18 protein-coding genes are annotated in these 19,059 nt (G+C 71.5%); 9 read left to right on the top strand and 9 right to left on the bottom strand.

Annotated features, from left to right (window positions below; genetic code table 11):
• Window positions 1-4: 4 nt before the first annotated feature.
• The 3 genes from ABD329_RS08265 to ABD329_RS08275 all read right to left on the bottom strand — a co-directional run bounded on the left by ABD329_RS08265 (window position 5) and on the right by ABD329_RS08275 (window position 3,901).
• Window positions 5-2,164, bottom strand: coding sequence for a bifunctional polysaccharide deacetylase/glycosyltransferase family 2 protein (locus tag ABD329_RS08265; RefSeq protein ID WP_198280291.1), 2,160 nt, complete (start codon window positions 2,162-2,164; stop codon window positions 5-7).
• On the bottom strand, window positions 2,161-2,334 hold the full coding sequence (locus ABD329_RS08270; protein WP_198280290.1) for a hypothetical protein: 174 nt from the start codon (window positions 2,332-2,334) through the stop codon (window positions 2,161-2,163). The genes ABD329_RS08265 and ABD329_RS08270 overlap by 4 nt, the downstream gene beginning before the upstream one ends.
• Window positions 2,335-2,476: 142 nt before the next feature.
• Window positions 2,477-3,901: an amidase gene (locus tag ABD329_RS08275; protein ID WP_344316151.1), complete on the bottom strand. Its 1,425-nt coding sequence runs from the start codon at window positions 3,899-3,901 to the stop codon at window positions 2,477-2,479.
• Between the two features lie 149 nt (window positions 3,902-4,050).
• On the opposite strand from ABD329_RS08275, the gene ABD329_RS08280 reads away from it, so the two are divergent.
• Window positions 4,051-4,197 (top strand): SCO1431 family membrane protein, encoded by a 147-nt coding sequence (locus tag ABD329_RS08280; RefSeq protein WP_198280288.1) that lies wholly within the window; start codon window positions 4,051-4,053, stop codon window positions 4,195-4,197.
• A gap of 55 nt (window positions 4,198-4,252) precedes the next feature.
• Window positions 4,253-4,966 (top strand): B3/B4 domain-containing protein, encoded by a 714-nt coding sequence (locus tag ABD329_RS08285; protein WP_198280287.1) that lies wholly within the window; start codon window positions 4,253-4,255, stop codon window positions 4,964-4,966.
• Here the strand turns inward: ABD329_RS08285 and ABD329_RS08290 are convergent.
• Window positions 4,963-5,178, bottom strand: a complete 216-nt coding sequence (locus ABD329_RS08290) for a hypothetical protein (RefSeq protein WP_198280286.1) — start codon at window positions 5,176-5,178, stop codon at window positions 4,963-4,965. The genes ABD329_RS08285 and ABD329_RS08290 overlap by 4 nt on opposite strands.
• 57 nt (window positions 5,179-5,235) lie before the next feature.
• Entirely contained in the window at window positions 5,236-6,825 is a 1,590-nt protein-coding gene (locus tag ABD329_RS08295) for an acyl-CoA mutase large subunit family protein (protein WP_198280285.1), read from the bottom strand.
• A gap of 131 nt (window positions 6,826-6,956) precedes the next feature.
• Here ABD329_RS08295 and ABD329_RS08300 point away from each other — a divergent pair, with 131 nt between their 5' ends.
• Complete coding sequence (locus ABD329_RS08300) at window positions 6,957-7,853, top strand: L,D-transpeptidase family protein (RefSeq protein WP_214665432.1); 897 nt, start codon at window positions 6,957-6,959, stop codon at window positions 7,851-7,853.
• 165 nt (window positions 7,854-8,018) lie between these two features.
• Here ABD329_RS08300 and ABD329_RS08305 read toward each other — a convergent pair whose 3' ends face one another.
• The 4 genes from ABD329_RS08305 to ABD329_RS08320 form a co-directional block, all read right to left on the bottom strand.
• Window positions 8,019-9,236 carry a hypothetical protein gene (locus ABD329_RS08305; RefSeq protein WP_344316153.1) on the bottom strand — a complete coding sequence of 406 codons (1,218 nt, stop codon included), beginning with the start codon at window positions 9,234-9,236 and terminating at the stop codon, window positions 8,019-8,021.
• On the bottom strand, window positions 9,236-9,916 hold the full coding sequence (locus ABD329_RS08310) for an RNA polymerase sigma factor (protein ID WP_198279335.1): 681 nt from the start codon (window positions 9,914-9,916) through the stop codon (window positions 9,236-9,238). Before ABD329_RS08310 ends, ABD329_RS08305 begins: the two co-directional genes overlap by 1 nt.
• Window positions 9,917-9,977: 61 nt before the next feature.
• Entirely contained in the window at window positions 9,978-11,021 is a 1,044-nt protein-coding gene (locus tag ABD329_RS08315) for a DUF4328 domain-containing protein (RefSeq protein WP_198279334.1), read from the bottom strand.
• A 350-nt stretch (window positions 11,022-11,371) separates the two neighbouring features.
• Complete coding sequence (locus ABD329_RS08320) at window positions 11,372-13,018, bottom strand: beta-N-acetylhexosaminidase (protein ID WP_198279333.1); 1,647 nt, start codon at window positions 13,016-13,018, stop codon at window positions 11,372-11,374.
• A 249-nt stretch (window positions 13,019-13,267) separates the two neighbouring features.
• Between ABD329_RS08320 and ABD329_RS08325 the strand changes: the two genes are divergently transcribed.
• The 6 genes from ABD329_RS08325 to ABD329_RS08350 all read left to right on the top strand — a co-directional run bounded on the left by ABD329_RS08325 (window position 13,268) and on the right by ABD329_RS08350 (window position 18,931).
• Window positions 13,268-13,825 carry a 2-oxo-4-hydroxy-4-carboxy-5-ureidoimidazoline decarboxylase gene (locus tag ABD329_RS08325; protein WP_198279332.1) on the top strand — a complete coding sequence of 186 codons (558 nt, stop codon included), beginning with the start codon at window positions 13,268-13,270 and terminating at the stop codon, window positions 13,823-13,825.
• 156 nt (window positions 13,826-13,981) lie between these two features.
• On the top strand, window positions 13,982-14,362 hold the full coding sequence (gene sdhC / locus ABD329_RS08330; RefSeq protein ID WP_037953444.1) for a succinate dehydrogenase, cytochrome b556 subunit: 381 nt from the start codon (window positions 13,982-13,984) through the stop codon (window positions 14,360-14,362).
• A gap of 5 nt (window positions 14,363-14,367) precedes the next feature.
• On the top strand, window positions 14,368-14,838 hold the full coding sequence (locus ABD329_RS08335) for a succinate dehydrogenase hydrophobic membrane anchor subunit (protein WP_037953443.1): 471 nt from the start codon (window positions 14,368-14,370) through the stop codon (window positions 14,836-14,838).
• Window positions 14,839-14,862: 24 nt separating this feature from the next.
• Window positions 14,863-16,617 carry a succinate dehydrogenase flavoprotein subunit gene (gene sdhA, locus ABD329_RS08340; protein ID WP_198279331.1) on the top strand — a complete coding sequence of 585 codons (1,755 nt, stop codon included), beginning with the start codon at window positions 14,863-14,865 and terminating at the stop codon, window positions 16,615-16,617.
• Window positions 16,617-17,390, top strand: coding sequence for a succinate dehydrogenase iron-sulfur subunit (locus ABD329_RS08345; RefSeq protein ID WP_198279330.1), 774 nt, complete (start codon window positions 16,617-16,619; stop codon window positions 17,388-17,390). The genes sdhA and ABD329_RS08345 overlap by 1 nt, the downstream gene beginning before the upstream one ends.
• Before the next feature lie 119 nt (window positions 17,391-17,509).
• On the top strand, window positions 17,510-18,931 hold the full coding sequence (locus ABD329_RS08350) for a VanZ family protein (protein ID WP_344316155.1): 1,422 nt from the start codon (window positions 17,510-17,512) through the stop codon (window positions 18,929-18,931).
• The last annotated feature ends 128 nt before the right edge of the window (window positions 18,932-19,059 follow it).

The raw sequence follows: 19,059 nt of genomic DNA on the forward strand, positions 1-19,059 counted from the left end.
TGGTTCATGACCCGCCCCCTGCCCACGGCAGGCCCGGACGCCCGGCCGCCGGTTCGACGACCCGCTGCTCCCCGGCGGAGCCGGACCGATGGATGCGGTGCCAGCGCAGCCTCGTGCCGAACAGGGCACTGACCACTGACTGGAAGATCACGAGATACATCAACTGCCGGTAGACGAAGAGCTGGAACGGCATCGCCCACAGCACCCGCAGCCGTTCCCCGTCCAGCCGCAGCGCGTATCCGGCGCCGAACAGCTGCACCACGAGGAAGACGAGCCACACCCCGATCGACTCCACGGGATCGGCGAACGCCACGCCGTAGAGGGCGAAGACGTCCACGACGGGGGCGAGCAGCGGCAACGCCACCTGGAAGAGGAAGAGGTAGGGCAGCGCGCGGCGGGCGAAGCGTCCGGCGGGGCCGACCTCGCGGAGGGCGCGGCGGTGCTTCCACATGGCCTGGAGCGTGCCGTAGCACCAGCGGTAGCGCTGCCGCCACAGCTGGCGCAGCGAGGTGGGCACCTCGGTCCAGGCGATCGCGGACTCCTCGTAGACCACCCGCCAACCGGCCCGCCACAGCGCCATCGTGAGGTCGGTGTCCTCGGCGAGGGTAGCGTGGCTGACGCCGCCGACGCCCAGCAGCGCGTCCCGCCGGAAGGCACCGATCGCGCCGGGCACGGTGGGCATGCACTCCAGCACCTCGTACATCCGGCGGTCGAGGTTGAAGCCGAAGACGTACTCCAGGTGCTGCCATCTGCCCAGCATCCGACGGCGGTTGCCGACCTTGGTGTTGCCGCTGACCGCGCCGATGGCCGGGTGGGCGAGCGGCTGGATGAGCTGGTGGATGGCCTCCGGTTCGAAGACGGTGTCGGCGTCGGCCATGACCACGATGTCGTGGTGGGCGTGGGCGAGGCCGGTGTTGAGGGCGGCCGCCTTGCCCGCGTTGGGCTGGCGGACCACCCGCACCCGGGGGTCGTCGATCCGGGCGGCGATATCGGCCGTACGGTCGGTCGAGCCGTCGTCGATCACGATGATCTGAAGCTCGGTTTGGGTGGAGGCCAGCAGGGACCGCACGGTGGTCCCGATGCCCGCCTCCTCGTTGTAGGCGGGGATGAGCACGGTCACCGGCTCGTCGATCTCGCGCAGCCAGGGCGAGCCGGGCCGGTAGCGGTGCCGGCGCCGGACATGCGCCCGCGCGAAGAGGACGACCAGCAGCAGCCGCAGCAGGGCCAGGCCGCCCGCGATGCCGAGCACCCAGGTCATGGCCCGGACGAAGGCGTGCCCGACGGACTGGACCTGGAGCAGCGCCTTGCCCTGCAACTGGCCGACGGTGGAGGCGGGGACGTTGGCAGGGGCGTCGCCCGAGGCGTTGGCCGGGGCCTCGACCGAGCCGTTGGCCGGGGCGTTGACCGAGGCGTGGCCGAGCCCCTCGGAAACCGTCGTGTACCGCTCGACCTTCCGGTTCCGGAAGAGCTTCCGCACCTCGCTGACGGCGGTGTCCGTCTGGCTGTACTGCCGGACGACGCCCCGCTCCGGCTTCCGCGTCGGCCGGTCGGCCGCGACCAGCAGATACCCCTCGGCGGCGGCGCGCCGGGCGGCCGTCCACTCGCCGCCGCACATCGTGTCGGCCTGGGTGGTGAGCGGCAGCCGCAGCAGCCGGGTGGTGACCCCCGCGCTCCCAGCGAGCGCGGTCCGGGTGAGGGACAGCTCCAGACGGGTGCGTACGGCGGACGCCGAGCCCAGGTCGGAGCCGGTGTAGGTGAGCGAGCCGATCTCATGCCCCGCGTCGCGGATGCGGCGCACCAGCTCGGGGTGGCGGGCCGCCTGGACGCCGGAGAGGAAGAAGGTGGCGTGCGCGTGGTGGGCGCGCAGCAGATCCAGCAGGCGCGGGGTCCAGACGGGGTCGGGTCCGCCGTCGAAGGTGAGGGCGACGGTGCGGTCCGGCATCCCGGCCGTCCGCACCCCGGAACCGTCGAGGCGGACTATCGGCTGCCCGGTGTCGGCGGCCTTGGGGATGGGGCTGGTGCAGGGGCGGCGCGCGGGCTGGGAGGCGACCTCATGGGTGGTCCAGCCCTCGAAGACCAGCGCGGCGGCGACGGCCGAGACGACGATGAGCAGCAGCAGCCAGTGGCCGCGCGGCTCGGGGCGGTGTGCGTGCCGGGGGCTCACCAGGGGCCGCCCCACACCACTCCGGACAGGGCGGCCGCCATCAGCAGCAGATAACCGACGCAGACGCAGGCGACGCCCATTGCCGCGAGTGCCAGCAGCTGTCTCCGGCCACCCGAGGCATTGACGAATATCTGGCTCGTTTGTGTTCTTCGCCGTCGCTTTTCGGTCACCCTCTTCACCATGTGCCGGAAGTGTAGCGATGGGTTCGCATGCGTGTGACCTCGCGAAATGACGCCCCTCTTATCCCGCGCAGCACCTCTGAACTGGTCTTTTCCTCTTACGAGCGGCTGGCCGAAAGGTGTGAGAGAAGGCTCACCCTCGGCCGGGGCGGGACACCTGGGGCCACTGCTCGTACCACCGCTGGTCGGCCTCCAGCTGGGCCGCCAGCGAGATGAGTACGGGCTCGCTGTTGGCCGGGCCGAGGAACTGGGCGCCGAGCGGCTGCGTGCGGGCCTCGGGGTCGGCGAACCCGGCGGGCACGTTCATCGCGGGCCAGCCCAGCACGTTCCACGGCCAGGCGTACGGGCACGCCGCGATCATGGCCCGATCCGTACGCCACCCGGACAGACCGGCCATGGCGCCGATCCGCAGCGGGGGCGTGGCCGTCGTCGGGGAGAGGACGACGTCGAAGCGGTCGAAGATCGCCCCGACCTGGCGCCGCAGCGGCTCCTCGTACGACCGCGCCCACCGCAGCGCGGCGCCGCCCAGCAGGCGGCCGTTGCGGACGGCGCCGCGGGTGCGGATGTCCAGCAGCAGCGGATCGGGGACCCGGCCGGACCATTCGGTGAGCCCGGCGGTGGCGCGCGGCAGGAAGGAGAAGCCCACGAGCCCGTAGCGCGGCTCGGCCTCCACCACCTCGTGGCCGAGGGCCGCCAGCCGCTCGGCGAGCCGGACGACGGCGGCCCGCACCACCGGGTCCAGCCGCTTCGGGGTGCCGGTGAAGGCCGTCTTGAACGACAGGGCGATCCGCAGCCGCCCCGGGTCGCGGCCCACCGCGGACAGCACATCCACCGGCTCGGGGCAGTGCAGATCGCCCTCGCAGTTGCCGGTCGCGACATGCAGCAGCAGGGCGGCGTCGGCGACCGTACGGGCCAGCGGGCCGTTGCAGGTGATGCCGTTGAAGGCTTCGGCGTCCGGCCAGGTGGAGATCCGGCCGCGCTGGGGCTTGATGCCGATGAGGTGCGTCCAGGCGGCGGGGATGCGGAGCGAGCCGGCGCCGTCCGAGCCGAGCGCGGCGGGCACCAGACCGGCGGCGACGGAGGCCGCGCCGCCGCCGGAGGAGCCGCCGGGGGTGTGCTCCGGGCTCCAGGGGTTGCGGGTGTCGCCGAAGGCGGGGCCCTCGGTGAACGGCCACTGGCCCAGCTCGGGGGTGTTGGTCTTGCCGACGATCACGGCCCCGGCCGCCCTCAGCCGCCGTACCGCCTCGCCGTCCGCGGCCTTGGCGGGGAAGTCGCCGCAGCAGCCGAAGGCGGTGGGCTCGCCCGCCACGTCCGTGTCGTCCTTGACCGCGAGCGGAACGCCGAGCAGCGGCAGCCGCTCCCCCGCCGCCAGCCGCCGGTCCGCCTCGGCGGCCTCGCGCAGGGCGGCCTCGGCGCGGACGCGGCGGAACGCGTTGAGCGTGGGCTGGGTCTCGGCGATGCGCTGGAGCGACTGCTCCACCAGCGCACGGGAGGTCACCTCGCCCCCGGCCAGGGCGCGGATCTGCTCGCCCAGACCCTTGGGAATGACGCTGGTCACCGTGGACCTCCTCGGGTGAGTTCGGCCACTCCCCCTTTACCCCAGGTGGCCGCTCGACGCACCCTGGGCAACGGTGATGACCCTTTTCATCATGTCCATCACGTCCATCACTTTCATCACGATCATCGCTGAGCACAGAGGACACCCGCATGACCGACATCGCGGCGCGCCGCACCGGCCTCCATACCCGCACCGGAGGCCCCTCCGGCGGCGAGGACCACCTGCTGGAGCAGCTGCTCGGCTGGTCGCTGGTCGTCGTCCTCGCACTGCTCACCACCCAACTGGGCCTGCTCTGAGGTCATACGTCACGGTCCAGCACACTGCACCGCGCCGTATGCCATAGTGGACCGCATGACGTTCGACGCCGCAGCCTGGCTGGAATCCGCCACCATCGACCCCGCCGTACTCGCCCTCCGCCCCGACTACCGGGCGCTGCTCATCACCGCCGAGGGACTGCGCCCCGGGCCCAGCGACGAGCTCAGCGAACGGCTCCTGGCCGACGCCGAGTCGGCGGCGCGGGAGCGGTTCGGGGACGGGCCGGTGGAGGAGCATCCGCACCTGGCCGCCTGGCGCGAGGCGTTCCGCGCGTTCGGCGCGAAGCCGCAGCGCACCCGGCCCAGCGCGGAGGCCCTGCTGCGGCGGTTGCCCGCCGGGCTGCCCCGGGTGGACCGGCTGACCGACATCTACAACGCGATCTCGGTCGGCCATGTGATCCCGCTCGGCGGTGAGGACCTCGACCACTACGTGGGCGCGGCCCGTCTGGTGCGCGCCGAGGGCGACGAGACCTTCGAGACGACGGCCGGGGGCGAGCCCGTGATCGAGCACCCGGCGCCCGGCGAGGTGGTGTGGCGGGACGACGCGGGCGCGACCTGCCGCCGCTGGAACTGGCGCCAGTGCACCCGCACCCGCCTCACGCATGACACCACCCGGGCGATGTTCGTCCTGGACGCGCTGGGGCCGATGGACGACACGGCCCTGAAGGCGGCCGGCGATGAGCTGATGCGGGCGCTGACGGAGGCGAGTCCGGGGGTGAGGATCGCCTCGCGGCTGGTGGGCGCGGGCTAGAACAGGGCCTGTTGGCCCGTTGTCGGGGGGTCCTCCTCGCCGAAGAGGTTCGGCGGAGTGGTGAGCAGCGGCGCGAGCCGCCGCGAGCCGGGGCAGGAGATCAGCTCGTACGCGGAGCGCCGCCCCGGCGGGTCATGGCGGGCGAAGCGCCCGCCGACGACCGCGATCTCTCGGGTGCAGACCGGGCAGGTGCGGCGGGGTGACGACGACATGGGTCCAGTGTCACCCCTCCCCCTGACAACCCGGGCCGACGCCCACCGTCTCCGTCCTCAGAACGCGTCCACCGGCTTGTACGCCCCCCACACCTCCCGCAGCGCGTCACAGACCTCGCCAACCGTGGCCCGCGCCGCCAGCGCGTCCTTCATCGGGTACAGCACATTGGCCGTACCCGGCTCGCTCTCCGCGGCCTTCCGCAGGGAGGACAGTGCCGCGCTCACCGCCGACCGGTCGCGTTCCGCGCGCAGCCGGGCGAGCCGGTCGCGCTGCCGGGCCTCGATCTCGGGGTCCACCCGCAGTGGTTCGTACGGCGCCTCCTCCGCCAGCTGGAAGCGGTTGAGGCCCACCACCACCCGTTCACCCGCGTCCGTCTCCCGGGCGATCCGGTAGGCGTTCCGCTCGATCTCCTCCTTCTGGAAGTTCCGCTCGATGGCGGCCACCGCACCGCCCAGGTCCTCGACCCGACGCATCAGATCGACGGCCGCCTCCTCGACCGCGTCGGTCAGCGACTCCACGGCGTAGGAGCCCGCGAAGGGGTCCACCGTGGCCGTCACATCGGTCTCGTGCGCCAGCACCTGCTGGGTGCGCAGGGCCAGCCGGGCCGAGGTGTCGGTCGGGAGGGCGATGGCCTCGTCGAAGGCGTTGGTGTGCAGCGACTGGGTGCCGCCGAAGACGGCGGCCAGGCCCTGGACGGCCACCCGTACGAGGTTCACCTCGGGCTGCTGGGCGGTGAGCTGGACCCCCGCGGTCTGGGTGTGGAAGCGCAGCATCTGGGACTTCGGATCGCGGGCGCCGAACTCCTCCCGCATCACCCGCGCCCAGATCCGCCGCGCGGCCCGGAACTTGGCGACCTCCTCCAGCAGCGTGGTGCGGGAGACGAAGAAGAAGGAGAGCCGGGGCGCGAAGTCGTCGATGTCCATCCCCGCCGCGACGGCCGTACGGACGTACTCGATGCCGTCGGCGAGGGTGAAGGCGATCTCCTGCGCGGGCGAGGCCCCGGCCTCCGCCATGTGGTAGCCGGAGATCGAGATGGTGTTCCACTTGGGCAGCTCGGCCTTGCAGTACTTGAAGATGTCCGCGACCAGCCGCAGCGAGGGGACGGGCGGAAAGATGTAGGTGCCGCGGGCGATGTACTCCTTGAGGATGTCGTTCTGGATGGTGCCGGTCAGCCGGGCCCCGGACACGCCCTGCTCCTCGGCCACGAGTTGGTAGAGGAGCAGCAGCAGGGCCGCCGGCGCGTTGATGGTCATGGAGGTCGAGACCCGGTCCAGCGGAATGCCGCCCAGCAGCACCCGCATGTCCTCGACCGAGTCGATGGCCACGCCCACCCTGCCCACCTCGCCGTGCGCGAGGGGCGCGTCGGAGTCGTAGCCCATCTGGGTCGGCAGGTCGAAGGCCACCGAGAGCCCGGTGGTGCCGTGCTCGATCAACTGCCGGTAGCGGGCGTTGGACTCGGCGGCGGTGCCGAACCCCGCGTACTGCCGCATCGTCCAGGGGCGGCCGGTGTACATCGTCGGATAGACCCCGCGGGTGAAGGGGTACTCCCCCGGCTCGCCCAGCCGCCCGGCCGGGTCCCAGCCACTGAGCGCGCCGGGCCCGTACACCGGCTCGACGGGGAATCCCGACTCCGACTCGCGCGCCATGGCTCACGCCTCCCGATGGCTGATACCGGGCGTTCTCCCGGTACGGGGCCCTGTCCACAGCATGCGTCGATGTTCGCCCCACGGCAGCCCCGGGAAGCATTCAGAGCAAAAAGATCAGGGGAGGGGTTCGGATGCACCGGACAGCGGTGGTCGGCACCGCGCTGGCCACGGCCACGGCGGCGGCACTGGTCGCCGGGTGCCGGCCGGGTGAGGCGACCGTGAACGGCCGGGGGCAGGAACGGCCCCAGGCCCGGGCCAGTACGAGCGCGCCCGCGCGCGAGACGCCGCCCCGGCCGCAGCGCACGTACACCCACAAGGCCAAGCCCAAGCGGGTGGCGGTGCGCCCGCCGCGCACCACGGCCGCTCCGGTGCCGCGGCGCACCGCGCCGAGGGTGGCCCCGCCGGTGATCCCCTTCGGCACCAGTGGGGACCGGGTGCGCGAGCTCCAGGCCCGGCTGCGCGCGCTGGGCCTCTTCCACCGGAACCCGACCGGGTACTTCGGCACGATCACGCAGGCGTCGGTCAGCGCGTACCAGCGGGGCCACGGCCTGGCGGTCACCGGCTCGGTGAGCCGGCGCACCTGGACCTCACTGCGCTCGGCGACCAAGCCGCCCACGCGCGACGAGCTCTACCCGCCCACCACCCTTCCGCTGGCCAAGCCCGATCCGCGGTGCCTGACCGGCCGGGTGCTGTGCATCAGCAAGACCAGCCGCACCCTTGCCTGGATGGTGGGCGGCCGGGTGGTGTCGGCGATGGACGTGCGCTTCGGCTCGGAGTACACCCCGACCCGGGAGGGGCTGTTCCAGGTCAACTTCAAGAGCCGGGACCACGTCTCGACGATCTATCACACGCCGATGCCCTACGCGATGTTCTTCAGCGGCGGCCAGGCGGTGCACTACTCCTCGGACTTCGCCGCCCGCGGCTACAGCGGGGCCTCACACGGCTGTGTGAACGTCCGGGACAAGAAGAAGATCGCCGCGCTCTTTGAGCGAGTGAAGGCGGGCGACAAGGTCGTTGTCTACAAGTGACCTTGGGGCGGCGCGGGCAGAGCCGGGGGAACGTGCTCTGCCCGCGCCGAATGCGCGGAGCCGTCGGTACGGGGGGAACCTCGGCTCCCGCGCGGCCGATGACCAGTCGGCCCGTTTCTTTCAGCGTCACCGCTGAAAAAAACGTCACACCTGGGTGCCGGAGTCTCAGTCGGCGCCCGTTTCCGCGGTGGTCGTGGGGTCGTCCGAAGCGGGCGACTCCGTGGACTTCAGGGGGTCAGTGGCGGTCGTGGGGGTGGTGGCGCCGGTCGGCGTGTCGGTGGTGTCCGGCGGAGGGGGCGGCGGGGCTGTGTCGCCGTCCCCGCCACCTTTTCCCGGATCGCCACCGGAATCGCCACCGCTGTCCGAACCGGCACTGTCACCGGAGCCCGAGCCCGAGCCGGACCCGGAGCCGTCGGAGCTCCCGCCGTTGCCGTTGCCGCTGTCCGTGCCGCCGCCGTCGCCGCCGCTGCCCGTGCTCTCGTCGCTGCGCGGGCTGCCGCCCGTACCGTCGTCGGCCAGGATCTGCGTGCAGTAGCCGTGGATGGCGGACGCGCCGCCCGCCGCCTTCGTCAGCTTCTTCAGCGACTTCTTGTCGAGGTCCGCCCCCACACCCGTCTCCGAGTCCAGATAGCGCGGGCAGACGCGCAGGGCCCACTTCGGCACGCCGGGCTCCCCCTTCGAGGAGCCCTTCGACTTGCCGTTCTTGCCCTTGCCGCCGTCCTCCGGGTCGGCGGGGGCCGTTCCGCCCTGGGCGCCGTTCGAGCCCACATCGCTGGCATCGTTGTCGCCCGAACCACTGGGACCAGGCGTCGTCGTACCGCCGTCCTCGGAGATCTCCGGATGGGCGGAGTCCCCGCCGGGACCGCCGTCCGACATGCTCACCGAGGGGCCCGGAGTGTGGTCGCTCTGCCCGAACGGTGTCGGCAGTACCCCCGCGGCTGCCGCCACCGCGAATCCGCTGAGCGCGCATCCGGCCACGACCGCGACCATGCCCGCGCGCAGCGGGCGCCGCAGCCGCGGCTGTCTCTCTCTGAACCGGCGGATCCGGAGCGGCCGCCGGGCCATGTCCATTTCGGCCACCTCGGCCACGGACCCCGCCCCGGCCACGGACCCCGCCCCGGCCTCGGCGTCCACCTCGACCCGGGCCGCCCGGAAGGCGGCCACGGCCGCCTCCTCACCGGGCAGCGCGGACGCGTCGGAGGGGGCCGCCGTACGGCCCGCGCCGGCGGCGGCGCTGAGCACGGCCGCCAACCGTTCCGCATCGGCATATGACTGGTCGCTCCGGCCGTCAGGAGCTCCGGGCTGCCCCTCGACCGGTTCGCCGCGAAGCAACCGCTCCGCGGCCTTGTCATCCAGCCAGCTGTAGCGGTGGTCTTCGGCCATCACATGTCCTTCTGCGTTGGCGCGCGTGAATCCGTCACACCAGCAGACTTCGCCACACCCGGCTTGGTTGCGCCGCCGCCGTGTGACTCGCGTTGCCCCGGGACCCCGTCGAGCACCGAATCGCCCCCGGTTGCCGGGCCGATCAGATCGGCGAGCCGCCGCAGACCCCGGTGGGCCGCGGTGCGCACCGCCCCGGGCCGCTTGCCCAGCACCGAGGCCGCGCTCTTGGCGTCGAGGCCGAGTACCACCCGGAGCACCACCGCCTCGGCCTGGTCCTGCGGCAGCTGGGAGATCAGCCCGAGCGCCTTGCCGGTGCCGATGGCCTCCATCGCCTCACCGGCCGTGTCCGCGTCGGAGGGGCGGAACTCCAGCTCCGACTCATCGCCGCCGATGGCCGGGCGGCGGCCGCGCATCCGTATGTGGTCCAGCGCGCGATTGCGGGCTATCCGGGCCGCCCAGCCCCGGAAACGGTCCGCGTCTCCGGTGAATCGTTGCAGATCACGGGCTATTTGCAGCCATGCCTCCGAGGTGATGTCCTCCGCGTCGCCATCGCCGACAAGCGTGCGTACGTAGCCGAGGAGGCGAGGGTGCACGGACCGGTAGACGGTCCGGAAGGCGGTCTCGTCCCCTTCCTGCGCCGCGAGCACCGCGGCGGTCAGTTCCGCGTCGTCCCCCTGCACGCTCTCTTCCTGCCCCACTCGGAGAATCCGTGGTCCAGTCGATTCCGGCGTAACCCGCGGGCTAGCCCTGCCCGTAGGGCGGGTACTGCTGACCGGGCTGGCCGGGCGGCGGGGTCGGCGGCATCTGAGGGGCACCATACGGCGCGGAGCCGGGGGCCGGGGAGCCGTACGGGTTCGGCGACGGCATTCCGTACGGGGCCGGACCGGCCATCTGCGGGGGCAGCGAGGCCCGCTGCTCCTGCATCGCGGTGATCTGCCGGACCAGCAGCAGCGCCAGGACCGCCGCGGCCATGAAGATCACGATGGCGAACATGTCGAAGGCCAGGATGGAGTGCAGGCTCTCGATGTCGCTCTTCGCCTCCGAGGGAGAAGGGTTGTAGTCGTCGCCCTCCACCTTGCCCCGCAGCAGGTTGTACCGGATCCCGCCGACGGCGTTGGTCACCAGCGCCACGATCCAGGTGACCCACCAGCCGTTCAGCAGACCGCGGCTGACGGCGTGCGGCCCCTGCGGGGAGCTGGCGCGCCAGATGTCGTTGGCGATCTGCTTGGGGAACCAGAGGTTGACCACCGGGGTGAACCATGAGCCGGCCGCCCAGCCGCTGCTGAAGCGGTGCTGGCCGGGCGCGAAGACCTCGGCGTTCAGCCGCAGCCGCCGGAACCAGATCGCCCAGACCACGGCGATCGCGACGGTGAGCAGCGAGTAGATGACCTGGGCCGTGGTGAACATGTCGTCGGCGTCGTTGAGGTCGTCCTCGGTGATGGAGACCGACTTGCCCTCGACCGCGTCCAGCATGTCCCCGATCACGCTGTACTGGCCGGATCGCGCCACCAGGAGGAAGATGAGCGCGGGCAGCGCCAGCCCGAACAGCGCCACGAGCGTGGTGGAGAGCCCGCGCCGCAGATCGACCCCGCCGGTCGGCATGCCCATCGGCGGAGCGGCGGCCGGGTAGCCGTAGCCACCGGGCATCGGCGGGCCCTGCGGTGGGACGGACGGCTGCTGCGGGGGGCCGGTCGGCTGCTGGAGCTGCTGCTGGTAGGTCCCGCATGCGGCACAGCGCCCGTCGGGGCCGACGGCGACAGCGCGGCAGTTCCCACACGGATACATGGTCTTTTGAGTCCCCCTGGGAACGTGACCGCTCCGGGCCACGCGAGAAAATGAGCCTCTGACCGCGCCCAGAGCGCGGACCTGCACGTTACGGGCATCCGACCGGTCCCGTCCAGAGCGAAACGGGCCCCGGACAGCGGGGTGAACTCCCCGGTTTCGCGCAAGGGGAGGTGTGACGCAATCGAGGCGTGCGACGCTGTAAGGGGTACGAGCCTGATCCAGGCTCTCCTGATCGACGGTCGGGGCCTCTCCTGTGGGGGGTGGCGGCCCCGACCGTCCTTCTTTTCTCCCTCCCGCCTCCCTCCCGTCTCCCTCCCGGAGCGCTCTCCGAGGCCGAGGGATGTCCCTGCTCAGACCCCCAGCCGCGCCGCGAGCCGGGTGAAGTCGGACCAGCTCAGCGGCGGCTTCCCGGGGTCCCACAGCCGCTGCGCCAGCGCCGCGAGCGGCAGCCGGATGCCCTGGGCCACCTGGGCCGGGGTCTGGGCGTCGGGCCGGTCGCCCCAGACCGCGAAGCGGGCGCCGAGGATCCGGTCGGGTCCGGTCAGGTTCTTGTCGGCGATGGGCGTGGAGCCGCGCAGTACCGCCGGGGACCAGTCCTCGTAAATGCGTTCCCCGGTCGGATAGGTGAAGCCGCCGGGCTGGCCGAGCACGTAATAGAGGAAGGAGTCGTTCAGGTTGACCACCTTGCGGCCCTCCTTCAGATACTCCTCCGGCTGCCGTGCCGTCTCCTTCAGCCGTCCCGTCCAGTACTCGACCTCGATGTCCTTGGCGGGCTTGACGACACCGCCCGCGAAGAAGCCGTCGTTCCACGCCTTCGGCTGCTTGCCGAGCTGCCGCGCGAGCCGGGCCCGGTCGTTCAGCCAGCCGGTGACCAGATCCTGCACCCGGGCGCTGGGGCCGTACTTCCGCTTGGCGGCGGCCACCAACTGGGGAAACGACGCCTGGGGGTCCTTGACGGTCAGCGCGAGGTACTCATCGGCGCCCAGGTGCCACCAGCGGCCGGGGAAGAGCGGGGCGTACTCGCGCATCAGGTCGTCGACGATGCGGGCCGCGGCCGGTTTGGAGATGTCCACCGAGCCCTGGAAGGTGGTGCCGCTCGCGTTGCGCAGCTGGAGCTGAGGATGAGCCCGGATGACGGCGCCGAGGTGGCCCGGCGAGTCGATCTCGGGGATGACGGTGATGTGCAGCCGCTGCCCGAGCGCGACGATCTGCCGGACCTGGTCCTTGGTGAGGTGCTGGGACGAGACGATCTCGGGGTGGCTGGTGCTCTGGATGCGGAAGCCCTGATCGTCCGAGAAGTGCAGGGCCAGCTGGTTGAGCTTGAGATCGGCCATCTCGCGCATCCGGGTCTCGATCCACCCGACCGAGTAGAACTTGCGCGCGATGTCCAGGTTGAGGCCGCGCTGGGCGCGGCCGGGCCGGTCGTGGATCACGCCCTCGGGGAGCCGGCCGCCGGAGCGCAGGGCCTGCTTCACGGTGCGGGTGCCGTAGAAGACGCCCGCCTCGGCGGGGCCGGTGATCCGGGCGCGGCCGCCCGTGACCTTCAGGGTGTACGCCTCGCCGCCGCCGCTCTCCTTCGGGGCGAGGGCCAGGGAGAGGTCACCGCGGCGGGCGGGGCCGGAGGTGGTGCGCAGCCCCAGCTCCGCGGCGATGACGCGGGCCTCGTCGGCGAGCGGGCCCTTGAGGTCGGCCACCACCCGGCTGTCGTCGCCGGGCCGCCAGCCGGGGCCGGAGGCCGGGGTGAAGTCGCGGACGGAGGGGATGGTGCGGGGCGGCGCGGCGGCGGCCGTGCGGTGCGGCGGGACGGCCGAGGGGGACCGCGCCGAGGTGGCGGTCGTGGCGTGCGCCGAGGGCCGCGCGGACGAGCGGGTGCCCGGCGGGTGCTGCCCGCCGTCCGTCTGCTGACAGCCGAGGGCGGTCAGGACGAGGGTGCCGACGACCCCCGCGACGAGACCGCGGACGCGGAACGCCCTGGTGGCTCTGAGCGGCAATCCCATGGCGGTGCACCTCCTCCTCGAGCCCCCGCTTCAGGCGTTCGGCCGCGCATGGCCGAAAAACGCCCTGCGCCCCGAATGCCGTCCACCGCATGCAGTAAAACCTCCCCGTTCGGGTGATATCGCGTTCCCTCCGGCACGCCCGCCTCCCCGCGTCGTTAGCGTGTACTGCTCACGCGCCCAGCCCATGTGTCCCACGCCTCCCCCGGGTCCGTCTCTCCCGGGCGTCCGTATCCCATGCGCGCCTCATGCGTGTCCGAGGAGTCCACGCTGTCCAGGTCCAGGTCCCGCGCCGCCGCCTCCCGCCTCGACCGGCTCAACACCGCCCCCGCCGACGCGGCCGAGGCCGCGCTTCTCGCCTGTTGCGGCAGCCGCCGCTGGGCCCGGCTGATCGCGGCCCACCGCCCGTACCCGGATCTGGAGGCGCTGCTGGCCGCCGGGGACGAGGCCAGCTATGACCTCACCCCCGCCGATTTGGACGAGGCGCTCGCGGACGAGTCGGTCGTCGGCCATGAGCTGCCGCCCGCGGACAGCCTGGGGGCGCTGGCCGCGCACACCGCGCTCCAGGCCGCCCACGACGCGTACGAGCGTCGATTCGGTCACGTTTTCGTCATCTGTCTGGATGGTCTGCGGCCCGAGGAGCGGCTGGACCGGCTGCTGACCGGGATCCGGGACCGGCTGGGCAACGAGCGGGAGCGGGAGCGCGACAACACCGCCGAAGAGCTGCGGCGCATCGCCCGCGGCAGACTGGTCCGGCTGACCGGACACCGGTCCCGTTCGCCGGAAGTGCCCGGGTTCCGGATCGCGTGATCGCCCGTCCGTGCTTGATCGATCACACTTGAGCCCCCCGGAGGAACCCTCCGACAACACGTCGGTACGATGGCCAGGGCCGGTGGACCGTACCCGGCCGGGCCCGACCGACCGTGAAGCCGGCAGGCCCCAATCCCGCTTCCGGAGGGTTTTTCCGTGCCGGCTGGAACGCTGTATCGCGGCCGGGAAGGCATGTGGTCCTGGGTGGCTCACCGAGTCACCGGCGTCCTCATCTTCTTCTTCCTGTTCGTACATGTGCTGGACACCTCGCTGGTCCGCGTCTCGCCCGAGGCGTACGACGACGTGGTCGCCACGTACAAGAATCCCGTCGTGAACCTGATGGAGTACGGCCTGGTGGCCGCCATCCTGTTTCACGCCCTCAACGGCCTTCGCGTCATCGCCGTCGACTTCTGGTCCAAGGGCGCGAGGTACCAGCGTCAGATGCTCTGGGGCGTCGTCGGTATCTGGGTCGTGCTGATGGCCGGCGCCTTCTACCCGGTCCTCCAGCACACGCTGCGCGAACTGTTCGGGAGCTGACGCACATGTCCGCCGAGACCACCACCCCCGCGAGCGACGCGGTCAGCGCGTACGACGTGGATCACCCGGCCCCGGTCATCGAGCCGCCGCGGGCCCGTACCCGTAAGACGCCCAGGGCGACCCGGACGAACTTCGAGATGTACGGCTGGCTCTTCATGCGCCTGTCCGGCGTCCTGCTGGTCGTCCTGGTCCTGGGCCATCTGCTGATCCAGCTGGTGCTGGACGGCGGTGTCACCAAGATCGGCTTCGCCTTCGTGGCCGGCCGCTGGGCCTCGCCGTTCTGGCAGGCATGGGATCTGATCATGCTCTGGCTCGCCACGCTGCACGGCGCGAACGGCCTGCGCACGATCATCAACGACTACGCGGAGCGGGACAACACCCGCCTGTGGCTGAAGGCGCTGCTCTACACGGCGGCGGGATTCACCATCGTGCTCGGCACTCTGGTGATCTTCACCTTCGACCCGAACATCCGCTAGGCCCCGGGGCTGAGGTATCCACTCATGAAGATCCACAAGTACGACACCGTCATCGTCGGCGCCGGCGGGGCCGGGATGCGCGCGGCCATCGAGTCGACCAAGCGCAGCCGCACCGCGGTGCTCACCAAGCTCTATCCGACCCGGTCCCACACCGGCGCCGCGCAGGGCGGCATGGCCGCCGCCCTCGCCAACGTCGAGGAGGACAACTGGGAGTGGCACACCTTCGACACGATCAAGGGCGGTGACTACCTGGTCGACCAGGACGCCGCCGAGATCCTGGCGAAGGAGGCCATCGACTCGGTCCTGGACCTCGAGAAGATGGGCCTGCCGTTCAACCGGACCCCGAACGGCACCATCGACCAGCGCCGCTTCGGCGGCCACAGCCGCAACCACGGCGAGGCCCCGGTCCGCCGGTCCTGCTACGCCTCGGACCGCACCGGTCACATGATCCTCCAGACGCTGTACCAGAACTGCGTCAAGGAGGGCGTGGAGTTCTTCAACGAGTTCTACGTCCTGGACCTCCTGATGACCGAGGTCGACGGGGTCAAGCGCACCGCCGGTGTGGTGGCGTACGAGCTGGCCACCGGTGAGCTGCACGTCTTCCAGGCGAAGGCGGTCGTCTTCGCCTCCGGCGGCTGCGGCAAGTTCTTCAAGGTGACCTCCAACGCCCACACCCTCACCGGTGACGGCCAGGCGGTCGCCTACCGGCGCGGGCTGCCGCTGGAGGACATGGAGTTCTTCCAGTTCCACCCGACCGGCATCTGGCGGATGGGCATCCTGCTGACGGAGGGCGCCCGCGGTGAGGGCGGCATCCTCCGCAACAAGGACGGCGAGCGCTTCATGGAGAAGTACGCGCCGGTCATGAAGGACCTCGCCTCGCGCGACGTGGTCTCGCGGTCGATCTACACGGAGATCCGCGAGGGCCGCGGCTGTGGTCCCGAGGGCGACCACGTCTACCTGGACCTCACCCACCTGCCGCCGGAGCAGCTGGACGCCAAGCTGCCCGACATCACCGAGTTCGCGCGGACCTACCTCGGCATCGAGCCGTACACGGACCCGATCCCGATCCAGCCCACCGCGCACTACACGATGGGCGGCATCCCGACCAACGTCGAGGGCGAGGTGCTGGCGGACAACGACACCGTCGTGCCCGGCCTGTACGCGGCCGGCGAGGTCGCCTGCGTCTCGGTGCACGGCGCCAACCGCCTGGGCACCAACTCGCTGCTCGACATCAACGTCTTCGGCCGCCGGGCGGGCATCGCCGCCGCGGAGTACGCCGCCACGGCAGACTTCGTCGAGCTCCCGGAGGACCCGGCCGGATTCGTCCAGGCACAGGTCGAGAACCTGCGCGACGCGACCGGCACCGAGCGGGTCACCGAGGTCCGCAAGGCGCTCCAGGAGACCATGGACAAGAACGTCATGGTCTTCCGCACCGAGCAGACGCTCAAGGAGGCCGTCGAGGAGATCGGCCACCTGCGCGAGCGCTTCAAGAACGTGAGCGTCCAGGACAAGGGCAAGCGGTTCAACACCGATCTGCTGGAGGCCATCGAGCTGGGCAACCTGCTCGACCTCGCCGAGGTCATGGCCATCTCCGCCCTGGCCCGCAAGGAGTCGCGCGGCGGTCACTACCGCGAGGACTACCCGAACCGCGACGACGTCAACTTCATGCGGCACACCATGGCGTACCGAGAGGTGGGCGCGGACGGCTCCGAGTCCATCCGCCTCGACTACAAGCCGGTCGTGCAGACCCGCTACCAGCCGATGGAGCGTAAGTACTGATGAGCACCCCCACGCTTGAGAAGTCCGACCAGGCCCCCGAGGCGGCCGACGCCACCGCCTCGCACCTGATCACCGTCACCTTCCGGATCCGGCGCTTCAACCCGGAGGTCTCGGACCAGGCGGTCTGGGAGGACTTCCAGATCGACATGGATCCGAAGGAGCGCGTCCTCGACGGCCTCCACAAGATCAAGTGGGAGCTGGACGGCACCCTGACCTTCCGCCGCTCCTGCGCCCACGGCATCTGCGGGTCCGACGCGATGCGGATCAACGGCCGCAACCGGCTGGCCTGCAAGACGCTGATCAAGGACATCAGCCCGGAGAAGCCCATCACGGTCGAGCCGATCAAGGGGCTCACGGTCCTCAAGGACCTGATCGTGGACATGGAGCCGTTCTTCCAGGCGTACCGCGATGTGATGCCCTTCCTGATCACGACGGGCAACGAGCCGACGCGTGAGCGGCTCCAGTCCGCCGAGGACCGCGAGCGGTTCGACGACACCACCAAGTGCATCCTGTGCGCCGCGTGCACCTCGTCGTGCCCGGTGTTCTGGAACGACGGCCAGTACTTCGGCCCGGCGGCGATCGTCAACGCGCACCGCTTCATCTTCGACTCGCGTGACGAGGGCGGTGAGCAGCGGCTGGAGATCCTGAACGACAAGGACGGCGTCTGGCGCTGCCGTACGACCTTCAACTGCACGGAGGCGTGCCCGCGAGGGATCGAGGTCACGAAGGCCATCCAGGAGGTGAAGCGCGCGCTGATCACGCGGCGCTTCTAGGAGAGAAGCCACGGGCCAGGGCCCCGCTTCCCGGGTTTCCGGGGGCGGGGCCCTCGTCGTTTCGCCGGGTCCTGGAGGACTATGCACAGCGGGTATACACATCACGTATAGTCGTGCGCATGGCCACCGCCTACCTTCTGCCGATCAAGACGGCCGCCGCCCTCTTCCCGCTGCTGGCACTCGTGTTACTGCTGCCGACGGCCGTCCTCCTCTACCGCCGTCACGGCGTGATGTCCCCGGGGCGGACGCTGTCGCTCTACGGCTTCCTCTACTACCTGCTCACCGCCTACTGCATGACGATCGTGCCGCTGCCGAAGCAGACCGCCGACATGTGCGAGCGGTTCGCCCCCGTGGCCCATCCGCAGTGGATGCCCGGGAACACCTTCAGCGACATCTGGAAGGAGGCGCACCACAAGATCGGGCTCAACCCGCTGGTCCTCCAGAACCCCGCCGTCGCCGGAACCCTCTTCAACCTGCTGCTGCTTCTGCCGCTCGGCGTCTTCCTGCGCTATCACTTCCGGCGCTCGCTGGCCGCCACCGCCGGGATCGGCTTCGCGATCTCGCTGTCCTTCGAGCTGACACAGTGGACCGGGGTGTGGGGCCTCTACAGCTGCCCGTACCGCCTCTTCGACGTGGACGACCTGATCGTCAACACCTCGGGGGCGCTGATCGGCTGGCTGCTGGCCGGGCCGGTCGCGCGGATGCTGCCCACGCTGGAGATGCTGGACGGGCGGGCGCTGGCGGCGCGCCCGGTGCCGTTCGGACGGCGGCTGACGGCGCTCGCGGTCGACCTGGCCGGATGTGTCGTCGCGTCGGTGTTCGCGACCGTCGTGATGACCGAGCAACGCGGAAGGGCCCCGGCATGGCTGCCGGTCGCGATCTTCGTGGTGTGGTTCGTCGTGCTGCCGCTGGCGACCGGTGCGACGCCCGGAAAGCGGCTGTTGCTGCTGCGGCTGGTGGCGGAGGACGGCGGCCCGCTCGTGCCCTGGCGACTGATCCTGCGAGCGCTGCTGCTCGCGGCGTCGGTGGTGCCGTTCCTGTCGGGATTCTTCCTGGCCACGCTGACCCTGCTGAACGAACCGTGGCGCTACGACCAGCTCGCCACCGTCCACGACTCGGGCGCCCAGGGCGCGGAAATGGTCCTCTACGCGCTCAGCAGCGTCGAACTGCTGGCGGTGATGGCCGGGCTCGCGCTGACGGCCACCTGCGCGTGGAAGACCCTGCGACACCCGGACCGGCTGGCTCCGCACGACCGCGTCTCGGGCATCCGCAACGCGACGCTGCCGCACCGGCGGGCAGTGCTGGCGGCGGCGCGGGGTGCGGGACAGGCCGCCGACCGGGCCTCGCTCGCGGTGGCGTGGGCGGACGCCGAGGCACCGGCGGACGCCCAGGTACCGGCGGACGCCCAGGTACCGGCAGACGCCCAGGTACCGGCAGACGCCCAGGCACCGGCGGACGCACCCGGCGGTCCCGTGGCCAGCCTGGTCTCCGCCGGCCCGGGGCCGGCGGAGGCGCGGCCGCCCGCCGCCAACTCCCGCTGACGCGGGGTGGGCTGACGCGGGGTGGGCTGACGCGGGGCCGGGCTGACGTGACGCCGGACCGACGCGGGGCCGGGCTGACGCGGCGCCGGACCGACGCGGGGCCGGGCTGACGCGGCGCCGGACCGACG

It is taken from the genome of Streptomyces javensis (genome assembly GCF_039525925.1).
GTDB lineage: Bacteria > Actinomycetota > Actinomycetes > Streptomycetales > Streptomycetaceae > Streptomyces > Streptomyces asiaticus.

Coding starts and splice junctions, on each gene's coding strand:
- ABD329_RS08280 (WP_198280288.1), top strand. CDS start 4,051: ATGACCGACATCGCGGCGCGCCGCACCGGCCTCCATACCCGCACCGGA.
- ABD329_RS08285 (WP_198280287.1), top strand. CDS start 4,253: ATGACGTTCGACGCCGCAGCCTGGCTGGAATCCGCCACCATCGACCCC.
- ABD329_RS08290 (WP_198280286.1), bottom strand. CDS start 5,178: ATGTCGTCGTCACCCCGCCGCACCTGCCCGGTCTGCACCCGAGAGATC.
- ABD329_RS08295 (WP_198280285.1), bottom strand. CDS start 6,825: ATGGCGCGCGAGTCGGAGTCGGGATTCCCCGTCGAGCCGGTGTACGGG.
- ABD329_RS08300 (WP_214665432.1), top strand. CDS start 6,957: ATGCACCGGACAGCGGTGGTCGGCACCGCGCTGGCCACGGCCACGGCG.
- ABD329_RS08305 (WP_344316153.1), bottom strand. CDS start 9,236: ATGGCCGAAGACCACCGCTACAGCTGGCTGGATGACAAGGCCGCGGAG.
- ABD329_RS08315 (WP_198279334.1), bottom strand. CDS start 11,021: ATGTATCCGTGTGGGAACTGCCGCGCTGTCGCCGTCGGCCCCGACGGG.
- ABD329_RS08320 (WP_198279333.1), bottom strand. CDS start 13,018: ATGGGATTGCCGCTCAGAGCCACCAGGGCGTTCCGCGTCCGCGGTCTC.
- ABD329_RS08335 (WP_037953443.1), top strand. CDS start 14,368: ATGTCCGCCGAGACCACCACCCCCGCGAGCGACGCGGTCAGCGCGTAC.
- sdhA (WP_198279331.1), top strand. CDS start 14,863: ATGAAGATCCACAAGTACGACACCGTCATCGTCGGCGCCGGCGGGGCC.
- ABD329_RS08345 (WP_198279330.1), top strand. CDS start 16,617: ATGAGCACCCCCACGCTTGAGAAGTCCGACCAGGCCCCCGAGGCGGCC.
- ABD329_RS08350 (WP_344316155.1), top strand. CDS start 17,510: ATGGCCACCGCCTACCTTCTGCCGATCAAGACGGCCGCCGCCCTCTTC.